The organism is Xanthomonas sp. SHU 199, from assembly GCF_000364665.1.
Classification (GTDB): domain Bacteria; phylum Pseudomonadota; class Gammaproteobacteria; order Xanthomonadales; family Xanthomonadaceae; genus Xanthomonas_A; species Xanthomonas_A sontii.
In genome coordinates, this window is the sequence record NZ_AQOI01000517.1 from 1 (window position 1) to 10,812 (window position 10,812).

The 10,812-nt window shown below is 69.8% G+C and carries 8 protein-coding genes; 5 read left to right on the top strand and 3 right to left on the bottom strand.

The window, feature by feature from the left end:
- The 5 genes from D183_RS0115805 to D183_RS0115825 all read left to right on the top strand — a co-directional run.
- Positions 1-592 (top strand): hypothetical protein (locus D183_RS0115805; protein ID WP_232757290.1); only part of this gene is annotated, 592 nt, incomplete at its 5' end.
- Between the two features lie 126 nt (positions 593-718).
- Positions 719-1,453, top strand: coding sequence for a DUF3348 domain-containing protein (locus tag D183_RS0115810; RefSeq protein ID WP_039728057.1), 735 nt, complete (start codon positions 719-721; stop codon positions 1,451-1,453).
- 10 nt (positions 1,454-1,463) lie between these two features.
- A complete protein-coding gene (locus tag D183_RS0115815) occupies positions 1,464-3,920 on the top strand; it encodes a DUF802 domain-containing protein (RefSeq protein ID WP_017909859.1) in 2,457 nt (818 codons plus the stop codon).
- On the top strand, positions 3,917-4,567 hold the full coding sequence (locus D183_RS0115820; RefSeq protein ID WP_017909860.1) for an OmpA family protein: 651 nt from the start codon (positions 3,917-3,919) through the stop codon (positions 4,565-4,567). The genes D183_RS0115815 and D183_RS0115820 overlap by 4 nt, the downstream gene beginning before the upstream one ends.
- Positions 4,557-5,303, top strand: coding sequence for a DUF2894 domain-containing protein (locus tag D183_RS0115825; protein WP_017909861.1), 747 nt, complete (start codon positions 4,557-4,559; stop codon positions 5,301-5,303). The genes D183_RS0115820 and D183_RS0115825 overlap by 11 nt, the downstream gene beginning before the upstream one ends.
- Before the next feature lie 132 nt (positions 5,304-5,435).
- On the opposite strand, the gene tkt is transcribed toward D183_RS0115825, so the two are convergent.
- The 3 genes from tkt to D183_RS0115840 all read right to left on the bottom strand — a co-directional run bounded on the left by tkt (position 5,436) and on the right by D183_RS0115840 (position 10,812).
- Positions 5,436-7,436, bottom strand: coding sequence for a transketolase (tkt, locus tag D183_RS0115830; protein WP_017909862.1), 2,001 nt, complete (start codon positions 7,434-7,436; stop codon positions 5,436-5,438).
- A gap of 204 nt (positions 7,437-7,640) precedes the next feature.
- The gene (locus tag D183_RS0115835; protein WP_017909863.1) at positions 7,641-8,930 is read right to left on the bottom strand and encodes a dicarboxylate/amino acid:cation symporter; all 1,290 of its coding nucleotides are present in this window, start codon (positions 8,928-8,930) and stop codon (positions 7,641-7,643) included.
- 193 nt (positions 8,931-9,123) lie between these two features.
- The gene (locus D183_RS0115840; protein WP_081613367.1) at positions 9,124-10,812 is read right to left on the bottom strand and encodes a BatD family protein; all 1,689 of its coding nucleotides are present in this window, start codon (positions 10,810-10,812) and stop codon (positions 9,124-9,126) included.

Consider the following 10,812-nt stretch of genomic DNA (forward strand, 5'->3'; position numbering starts at 1 on the left):
CCCGAATTCCACTGAACAACGTGGTGGGTTTACACATCTAGGGACATTTCCCGATCCCGCACATATCGGCACGCAGCGACAGTGGCTGCGCGACGACCATGTCTGCATGGCGCGCAAGCCGACCATCCATCCCCATTGCGACCAAGGATTCCCTTCGATGAACATGCGCCCATCGCTCCGCGCTCTTCTGCTCGTACTGTCGACACTCCTACCCTTTGCTGCGCTGGCCGCTCCGCCCGCCACCGTCGCCAGTTGCGCGGGCATCGCCGCCGCCTATCCGACGGACCTCGGTCCGCGTTGCAACAGCAACTACGCGAAGATCAATCACCAACCGCAAGACGCCGCACAGCGCCTGCAGACCTACTACGCGCGCGTTGAAGTGCTGAAGATCTTCAGGAAAGCCCTGCTGTGCAATGGCCTGTACGGCGCCAAGGCTTCGGAACAGCAGCGTTTCGGCAGCGGCGAAGACGGCCATCTGCAGGCACTGGCCAATCTCTACCAGAACATGCAGAACGACCCGAACCGCCCCGCGGCGCTGTATACGGCTGCCGATCTGAAAGACATCAAGATGAACAAACCGCAATGCAAATGAGGCAACGCATTCGCACCGAACGCCAGGCGCGCTGAGGTCGCTGGCGTCCCCTCGCGGTTCGGCATCGGCCGCCTCCGGGCAGCCGATGCCATTCGCGTGTAAAATTACGGGTTTTTGACCACTCACATGGCGAAAGCCCCTCCACGGGCGCCCGTCCCGGGCCCGGCCTTCATTCGCCTGCTGGCGCGCCTGAGCGATGCGCCGATGCCCGCGTCCAGCCCCGCGCTGGCCGACCGGCTCGGCCAATGGATCGACTGGAACCGCGCGGTGGCGGTGTCGCGGGCGCTGGACGGCAAACTGCCCGAGCCTGCCGAGGACACCCCCGAGGCGCCGGAACCGTCGGCCCTGGAGGCCGAATGCGGCCGCGTGCGCGCTGCACTGGAAGAGAGCATCGCCCTGGACATCGCCAAGGAGACCGGCAAGCCCGTGGGCAAGCGCCAGCACGACCCCGACGCACCGATAGACTACGCGCCGTTCCGCCAGCGCTACCAGGCGCTGCAGCGCGCGATGCTGACCGCGACCGGGCGCCTGCGCGGCCTGCTGCGCGATGCCCTGGTCCCGCTCTCGCCGGAGATGGCGCGGCTTGCCGAGGTCGATGCGGTGATGGAACTGACTCTCAGCCCGCGCGAGCAGACCTTGCTGGCGACGGTGCCCAACCTGCTGGAAGCGCATTTCCAGCGCCTGCGCGCCGCCGCGGCGACGCCCGCCCCCGATCCATCCCTCACCGACGTTCCGCCAGCGCCTGCCGACACGGCCTGGCTGGACCTGTTCCGCCAGGACCTGCACAGCGTGTTGCGCGCCGAGCTGGACGTCCGTTTCCATCCCATCGAAGCGCTGCTCGCCGCGCTTCGCAGCCGTTGATCCGATCCTCATGCCCAAGACCCTGCTCCATTCCGTCCTGTTCCTCGCCGGCCTTGCCGTGGTCTGCTGGATCGGCGTCGGCTATCTCGGCTCCAACCCGCTGGGCGCCAGCTTCGCCGCGCTGATCGGCCTGTGCTACCTGGCCGGCATCGCCGAGTTGTACCGCTACCGTCAGGCCACGGCGACATTGCAGACCGCGCTGAGCGAGGCCGAGTCCGCGCGCGACGACCTGGGCGGCTGGCTGCAACGGCTGCACCCGAGCCTGCGCAACGCGGTGCGCCTGCGCATCGAAGGCGAGCGCGCGGCCCTGCCGGTGCCGGCGCTGACCCCGTACCTGGTCGGCCTGCTGGTGCTGCTGGGCATGCTCGGCACCTTCCTGGGCATGATGGCGACGCTGCGCGGCACCGGCCTGGCACTGGACAGCGCCACCGATCTGAATGCCATCCGCGCCTCGCTGGCGGCGCCGCTGAAGGGCCTGGGCTTCGCCTTCGGCACCTCCATCGCCGGCGTCGCCGCCTCGGCGATGCTCGGCCTGCTCGCCGCACTGTGCCGGCGCGAGCGCCTGCAGGCGGTGCAGCACCTGGACCTGCACGCGGCGACCGCGCTGCGCACGCATTCGCTGGCCTACCAGCGCAACGAGGCCTTCAAGCTGCTGCAGACCCAGGCCACGCTGATGCCGGGCCTGATCGAGCGCATGCAGACGATGATGGCGGCGCTGGAACAGCACAGCGCGGTCAGCGGCGAACGCCTGGCCAGCAGCCAGGACGCCTTCCACAGCCGCACCGAGGCCGCCTACACGCGCCTGGCCGGCGCGGTCGAACACGCCCTGCAGGCCGGCGTGGCCGCGCACGCGCGGGCGTTCGGCGACGCGCTGGAACCGGTGGTGCAACGCACGCTCGACGGCGTGGCACGCGAGACCGCCGCGCTGCAGGACAGCGTCGGCCAGGCGGTGCAGCAGCAGCTGGACGGCCTGGCCAATGGCTTCGCCCAGGCCGCCGAACAGGCAACGCAGCGCTGGGACAGCGCGCTGGCCGAGCAGCAACGCGTCAATGGCGCGCTGCTGCAGGAACTCGGCAGCGCGCTGCAACGCGCCGGCGACGGCCTGGAACAGCGCGCCACCAGCTTGGTGGAGGCAACCGCAGCACGCCTGCAAGCCGCCAGCGACGACGCCAGGCAGGCCTGGAGCGAGGCGATGGCGCAGCAACGCGAGGCGAACGACGGCCTCGCCGCGCGCCAGGCACAGGCACTGGACGCGGTGGCCAGCCGTCTGGATGCCACCGCCGAAGTTGCCCAGCAAGCCTGGAGCACGGCGCTGGAACAGCAGCGCGAGGCCAACGCGGCCCTGTTCGCACGCAACGCGCAGGCACTGGACACCGTGGCGACGCGGCTGGACGCCACCGCCGAGACCGCACAGCAGGGCTGGGACGCGGCGCTGGCACGGCAGCGCGCAATCAACGACACCCTCGCCACGCAAACGACGCAGGCGCTGGAGACCGTGGCGACCCGCCTGGACGCCACCGTCGAGGCCGTGCAACAGGCGTGGAGCGCGGCGCTGGCGCAGCAACGCGAGGTCAACGAGGCCATGGCTACGCGCAACGCGCAGGCGTTGGACACCGCCACGGCCAGCCTGGAACAGCGCGCCGCCGCCCTCGCCGAGACGCTGCAGCAGGCCCATGCCGACCTGCAGGAGGCACTGGAAGCGCGCGACCAGGCGCGTCTGCGTGCCTGGACCGACAGCTTCGCCAGCATGGCCGCGACCCTCGGCGGACAGTGGGAGCACCATGGCGAGCGCATCGCACAGCGCCAGCAGGAGATCTGCAGCACCCTGCAGGAAACCGCGGCGGCGATGTCCGAGCAGGGCCAGGCGCAGGCGCGCGACACCATCGCCGAGATCGAACGGCTGGTGCAGGTGGCCTCGGAAGCGCCGAAGGCCGCGGCCGACGTGGTCGCGGAACTGCGCCAGAAGCTCTCCGACAGCATGGTCCGCGACACCGCCATGCTCGACGAGCGCAATCGCCTGCTGGCCACGCTGCAGACCCTGCTGGAGGCGGTCAACCACGCCTCCACCGAACAGCGCAGCGCGGTGGACGCCCTGGTCGCGACGTCGGCCGATCTACTGGAGCGCGTCGGCAGCCGCTTCACCGACCAGATCGACGCCCAGACCGGCAAGCTCGACGACGCTGCCGCGCAGGTCGTCGCCGGCGTCACCGAGGTGGTCAGCCTGGGCGACGCGTTCTCCGGCGCGGTGCAGGCCTTCGGCGAATCCAACGCCGCCCTGCTGGAACGCCTGCAGGGCATCGAGCAGGCGCTGGACAAGTCGCTGACGCGCAGCGACGAGCAACTGGCCTACTACGTGGCGCAGGCGCGTGAGGTGATCGACCTGAGCATGCTCTCGCAGCAGCAGATCACCGAGGAATTGCGTCAGCTCGCCGCGCGCCAGGCGCCCGACCAGGCCGACGCGGCATGAGCGACGAGCTGGAACTCGAGGCCGACAACGGCGCACCGGTCTGGGCGGTGTTCGGCGACCTGATGTCGGTGCTGCTCGGCGCCTTCGTGCTGATCCTGATCGGGGTGATCGGCGTGCAGTTGCAGCTGTCGAACAAGCTGGATGCGGAAATGCGCCAGCGCCAGCGTGAAGCGCAGCAGCGCAAGACCCTGGAACAGGCGCTGGCCGCGCCGCTGGCGGCCGGCCGGGTGACCCTGGTCGACGGCCGCATCGGCATCCGCGGCAACGTGCTGTTCGCACTGAACTCCGACCAGTTGCAGCCGGAGGGCCGCGACCTGCTGAAGAGCCTGGCCGCGCCGCTGGCCGGCTACCTCAAGGCGCGCGACGAGATCCTGATGGTCAGCGGCTTCACCGACGATCGCCAGGTGCGCGAGAGCAATCGCCAATTCGCCGACAACTGGGAACTGTCGGCCGAGCGCGCATTGACCGTGACCCGCGCGCTGATCGAGGCTGGCGTCCCCGCCGATGCGGTCTTCGCCGCCGCCTTCGGCGCGCAGCAGCCGGTGGCGCCGAACGTGGACGAGGCCGGACGCGCCAGCAACCGCCGCGTGGAGATGGCGCCGCTGCCGCGCATGCGCAAGAGCGCCGCGACGCCGCATGCGCCCTGATCGGATCGCCGCCACCGATCGCCTCGCCGCCTGGCGTGCTGAGCATGCCGAGCGGCTGGACCCGCTGCGCTTCCGCTTCCTCGAAGCGCTGGCGCGCCGCACCGAGGCGCAGCAGGGCAAGGCGCGCGAACTGCTGGAGCAGAAACTGTCCGCGTTGCTCGACGCGTACGCCGCGGCACTGGACGCGGCGCCGCAAAGCGCTGGCGATGCCGAGGCCGCAGTGCGAGCGATGCAACCCGGCCCGCTCGGCGCCTTGCTGGCGCAGTTCCGCGCCGCGGCGGTTGCGATCCGCGCCGGCAACGACCACGGCGCCAACCTGGAGGCCAACGACGAAGCCCCCACGGCGACCGATGCCATCGACACAGAACTCCCCGCACCATCGCCCTTGCCCACCGCAGCGACCGCAGCGGCGCGACTTACCGCACCGCAACTGCCCGCGGTCGAAGACGCGCGCCGGCTGTGGACAGAACTGCGCAGCCGCAGCCAATTGCGGCAGTCGCTGCAACCGGCCCCCGCCGACGCCGGCCCGCTCAACTCCGGCGTGCTGGTGCATCGCGCATTGGCGCTGATGCGCACGCTCTCGCCCGGCTACCTGCAGCACTTCCTGTCCTTCGTCGATGCACTGTCCTGGCTGCAGCAACTGCAGGAGGCGGGCGCACTGGCGACGCCGCAGAAATCCGGCAGCGCCGCCGGCAAGCCTGCGACGCCGCGCAGCAAGCCGCGCAAGCGCGGTTGATCGCATCACCGATGCGCATCGCGCCGATTGCGTGGTCGTAGAAGCGTCCCTTTCCTCATCCGACACACCCACACAGGCAAGAAAAAGGCCGGCATGCGCCGGCCTTTTTCGTCCCCTATCGTGGCTCTCGGTTTACAGCGCCTTCGCCGCCGCCACCACGTGTTCGGCGGTGATCTGGAAGTGCTTGTACAGCACGTTCGCCGGCGCCGAGGCGCCGAAGCTGTCGATGCCCACCACGGCGCCGTCCAGGCCCACGTAGGCGCGCCAGAACGCGGTAACGCCCGCTTCCACCGCCACACGCTTGCGCACCGCCGACGGCAGCACCGACTCGCGGTAGGCGGCGTCCTGGCGATCGAACACGTCGGTGCAGGGCATCGACACCACGCGGGTCTTCAGGCCCGCGGCATCCAGCGCCTGCTTGGCTTCCACCGCCAGGCCCACCTCCGAACCGGTGCCGATCAGGATCACGTCGGGCGTGCCGCCCTCGGCATCGGCCAGCACGTAACCGCCGCGCTCGATCAGCTTGATCTGCGCCTCAGTGCGAGCCTGGAACGGCAGGTTCTGGCGGCTGAACACCAGGCAGCTCGGGCCGTCCTTGCGGGTGATCGCGGCCTTCCAGCTCACCGCCGACTCCACCGTGTCGCAGGGGCGCCACACGTCGTTGTTGGGGATGTAGCGCAGCGACGCCAGATGCTCCACCGGCTGATGGGTCGGGCCGTCCTCGCCCAGGCCGATCGAGTCGTGGGTGTAGACGTGGATCGCATGCGCCGGGATCAGCGCGCTCATGCGCACGCCGTTGCGCGCATAGTCGCTGAACACCAGGAAGGTGGCGTCGAACGGAATGAAGCCGCCATGCAGCGCCAGACCGTTGGCGATGGCGGTCATGCCGAACTCGCGCACGCCGTAGTACACGTAGTTGGCGTTCGGGTCGTCGCTAGCGACCGACTTGCTGGCCTTCCACAGGGTCAGGTTGGAATGCGCCAGGTCGGCCGACCCGCCGACCAGTTCCGGCAGCAGCGGCGCGAACGCCTCGATCGCCATCTGCGAGGCCTTGCGCGAGGCGATGGTCTGGCCTTCGGCGGCCTGCTTGGCGATGTAAGCGTCGGCCTGGGCGAGGAAGTCTTCCGGCAGCTCGCCATGCGAGCGGCGGGTCAGTTCCGCGGCTTCGGCCGGGTACTGCTTGGCGTACTTGTCGAAGGCCTGCTCCCACTCGGCCTGGCGCAGCGTGCCGGCACCACCGGCGCGCCAGCCGTCGTAGATCGCCTGCGGGATCTCGAACGGCGCGTACGGCCAGTTCAGCGCCTTGCGCGCGCCTTCCAGCTCTTCCTTGCCCAGCGCGGCGCCATGCGAGGATTCCTTGCCGGCCTTGGTCGGCGCACCGAAGCCGATGGTGGTGCGGCAGCACAGCAGGGTCGGCTTCTCGCTCTCGGCGATCGCCGCCTCGATCGCGGCCTTGACCGCATCGGCATCCTGGCCGTCGACATCACGGATCACATGCCAACCGTAGGCCTCGAACCGGGCCGGGGTGTCGTCGCTGAACCAGCCGGCGGTGTTGCCGTCGATGGAGATATGGTTGTTGTCCCAGAACGCCACCAGCTTGCCCAGGCCCCAGGTGCCGGCCAGCGAGGCGGCTTCGTGGGACACGCCTTCCATCATGCAGCCGTCGCCCATGAACACCCAGGTACGGTGGTCGACGATCTGGTGCTCGGGGCGGTTGTAGCGCTGCGCCAGCAACTTCTCGGCCAGCGCGAAACCGACCGCGTTGGCGAAACCCTGGCCGAGCGGACCGGTGGTGGTCTCCACCCCGGGGGTCTCGCTGCGCTCCGGGTGGCCGGCGGTCTTGCTGTGCAGCTGGCGGAAGCGCTTGAGCTCCTCGATCGGCAGGTCGTAGCCGGACAGGTGCAGCAGCGCGTACTGCAGCATCGAGCCGTGGCCGTTGGACAGCACGAAGCGGTCGCGGTTGAACCAGTGCGGATTGTTCGGGTTGTGGCTGAGGAAGTCGTTCCACAGCACTTCGGCGATGTCGGCCATGCCCATCGGCATGCCGGGATGGCCGGAATTGGCGGCCTCGACCGCATCGGCGGCAAGGAAACGGATCGCGTTGGCGAGTTCGCGGCGGGTAGGCGTCGTCATGAGGGATCTGTCGGAAGCGGGCGCGTGGCGTCGGGCCCACTATTGTCCCACAGGCGGGGATTGGGGATTGGGGATTGGGGATTGGGGATTGGTAGCGTCACCGGCTGGACGCCCGAGATGGCGCAGGAGCGGCTTCGGCCGGTCCAACGCGTGGCCCGTCAGGCCGCGACGCTGCCGCCTCTACGAATCCCCAATCCCGACTCCCTAATCCCGGCCGTCCTCCCCCTTGGCCACCATTGTGGTCAGGGCCAGGTCGCCGGTCACGTTCAGTGCGGTACGGCACATGTCCAGGAAATGGTTGACGCCCAGGATCATGCCGATGCCGACCGGGTCCACCCCGACCATCGCGCAGATCAGCGCCACCACCGGCAGCGAGCCGGACGGGACGCCGGCGGTGCCGATGCCGCCGAGAATACAGACCAGCATCACCATGCACTGCTGCGCGATGCTCAGCTCCACGCCGAAGAACTGCGCCAGGAAGATCACCGTCACGCCCTCGAACAGCGCGGTGCCGTTCTGGTTGGCGGTGGCGCCGACGGTGAGCACGAAGCGCGAGACCTTGTGCGGCAGCCCCATCTGGTCGGCCACGCGCAGCGCGGTCGGCAGCGTGGCGTTGCTGGACGCGGTGGAAAACGCCATCACCGTCGCCTCGCGGGTGGCGCGGAAGAACCACAGCGGCGAGCGCCCGGCCAGGCGCACCGCCACGCCGTAGCTCACCACCATGTGCAGGCCCAGCGCCAGCACCACCACGCCCACGTAGGCGCCCAGCCGCACCAGCAGCTCGAAGCCGAAAAATGCCGCCAGGTTGAACATGAAGCAGGCCACCGCATACGGCGCCAGGCGGATCACCAGCCCGATCAGGGTCATCGAGATCTCGAACACGCCCTCGATGCCGCGGCGCAGCGTCGCCACCTTGGCGTCTTCGCTGAGCACCATGCCCACGCCGAACATCACCGCGAAGAACATCAGCGACAGGATCGCGCCATTGCTGGACGCGGCTTCGACCACGTTGTCGGGCACGATCGACAGCAGCATGTCCATGCCGTGCGGCTGGTGCCTGCTCTGGTCGACGATCTGCGCGGTGCGCTCCACGTTCTGCTGCAGCAGTTGCTGCGCCAGCTCGCGATCCACGCCGATGCCCGGCTTGAGCACGTTCACCAGCACCAGACCCAGCAGCACCGCCACACCCGACAGCACCACCGTGTAGCCCAGCGTCTTCCAGCCGATCCGGCCAAGCGCACGGATGTCGCCCATCTCCGAAATGCCCATCACCAGCGCCGAAAACAGCAGCGGGACGATCAGCATGAAGATCAGGTTGAGGAACAGTTTGGAAAACGGCGTGGTGAGGTACTTGGTCAGCGCCTGCACCCAGGCCGCATCGCCGCCTACGCTCATGTGCACCGCCAGCCCCAGCACCAGCCCAAGGACGAAGCCGATCGCCATTTTCCAGTGCAACGGCATGCCGGTTTCGGCCTTCACGGGGGTGTCGGTCATGAGTACGCCTTGCGAAAAGGAGCGCTCAGCTTAACAAACCATAAGCAGACATCGACCATCACACGATGGCACAGGTTGCGCGATGAGCGCATCGGCTTGCCGCGTCTCACCTGCAACGTCGGATGGCGCTACCCAAGACTGGCGAGTCACGATCCCGCAATCGCAAGATCGAGCCTGGCTGCACGCCCCCCGCTCAAGCCTTGCGGGTCGGGTACAACGGCGGCAGATCGTCTTCCGCCGCGCCGCGCGAGGCGACGCGCCAGCGCGGCCCCGACGCGAACGCCGCGCGCATCGCGGCGCGCGCCCCGGTCACATCGCCGCCACCGCCCCAGCGAGCGTGCTGCATGCGCAGCACGGCGTCGCGCTGCGCCGGATCGTCCAGACGCTGCACCACCGTATCCAGGTCGGCGACGCCGGCCTGCGCGCACAGGATCGCCGCGACCTCGTCCAGACCGCCGCTGTCCAGGGCCTTGCGCAATTCCGGCAATGCGGCGCGCGCCGTCGCGGGTGCCGATGTCGCACCCGGCGCAGCGTTGGCTGCCGAGCCCGGCAGCGCTGCAACGCCGCGTGCACGGCGCAAGCGGCGCCAGGCCCAGACCAGGGTCGCCAGCCACAGCACCGCGAAGCCCGCGGCAAGCGCCATCCACAGCGGCGACGACGCGAGCCACCCGCGCAGGGTATGCGTCGGCGCCACCGCGGTGTCAGCGGGAACCACGCTCAGCGTCGGCGCCGCGGGGGTGACCGGGGCGGGGGCCGGCGCGGGCACGCCCTGTCCGGGCTGCACCTGCAGGGTCAGATCCGGCAGGCTGGCCTCGCGCGCAGCGCCGGCGCCGACGTCCCACCAGGGCATGCGCAGGCCACGCACCAGTAACGGGCCGGCCGCCTGCGGCACGATCGAGTAACGGCGGGTGACGGTCACTTGCGGCCCGCCGTCGACGAAGCGTTCCTGTACCTGCGGCGGCTCGGCGAACACCTGCGCGCCATCGACACTGGGCGTGGGCAGTTCGGGGAACTGCGCCTGGGTCGCGCCGCGTGCCGTGGCCTCGACCACGATGTCGGCAGCCTCGCCGGCCTTGGCACGCTGCGGCGTGGCGGTGTAGCGCAGGCGCAGTTCGTGCAGCGGCAGCCACGGCTGCGGCGCATTGGCCGGCTGCGCGCGCACCTGCAAGGTCTGCGCGGTACCGCGCGCATTGAGTTCGCCGCCGCGGCCGAAGTAGTCGTCGAAGAAGCCGGTGGGGCCGCGGCCGCTGAAACGCGCGCCCGGCAACAGCAGCGAGCCGCTGCGCTCGGGCACCAGCAGGTAGTGCCGCTCGACCACCGTGTACATGCGCCCGTCGATCTGACGGCGGTTCTGGATGTCGTCGCCGACGCGCTGCAGCGACGCGCCGGCCGGCGCGTCCAGGTCCAGTTCGCCCGAGCTCAGCGGCACACCGAGATACAGCCGCACCACCACGCCCACGCTCTGCTGCACGTAGGGCCGCGCGTCGTCGACGACGGTCTGCACGAAGACGTCGGCGTTGCCCACCTGCGCGGGCACGTCGGCATTGGCGGTGGCCGGCACCGCGGCGCTGGCCGCGGCCACCTCCAGCCGCAAGGGCGCGGTGCGTTCGTTGCCGACCTGCAGCGACGGAATCTCCAGCGTGCCGGTGCTGCGCGGCGTCAGCATCACGCCGAACAAGGACTTCGACGAGACCGCGCCGTTGACGATCTGCATCTGCCGGCTCTTGACCTCGTTGCTGAGCGCGAAATCCGCGCGCAGCGGCGCGTAGTCCGGCGTGGCCGCCGCCTGGTCGGTCTCGATGTTGAGGGTTACGCCTTCGCCGGCGCCGACGTTGTCGCGATCCAGCCACGCGCGCGTGGCGGCAGCCGCCGGCAGCGCCAG

Bases quoted from the DNA above. Each gene is read 5' to 3' on its own strand.
- D183_RS0115810 (WP_039728057.1), top strand. From the start codon at position 719: ATGGCGAAAGCCCCTCCACGGGCGCCCGTCCCGGGCCCGGCCTTCATT.
- D183_RS0115815 (WP_017909859.1), top strand. From the start codon at position 1,464: ATGCCCAAGACCCTGCTCCATTCCGTCCTGTTCCTCGCCGGCCTTGCC.
- D183_RS0115820 (WP_017909860.1), top strand. From the start codon at position 3,917: ATGAGCGACGAGCTGGAACTCGAGGCCGACAACGGCGCACCGGTCTGG.
- D183_RS0115825 (WP_017909861.1), top strand. From the start codon at position 4,557: ATGCGCCCTGATCGGATCGCCGCCACCGATCGCCTCGCCGCCTGGCGT.
- tkt (WP_017909862.1), bottom strand. From the start codon at position 7,436: ATGACGACGCCTACCCGCCGCGAACTCGCCAACGCGATCCGTTTCCTT.
- D183_RS0115835 (WP_017909863.1), bottom strand. From the start codon at position 8,930: ATGACCGACACCCCCGTGAAGGCCGAAACCGGCATGCCGTTGCACTGG.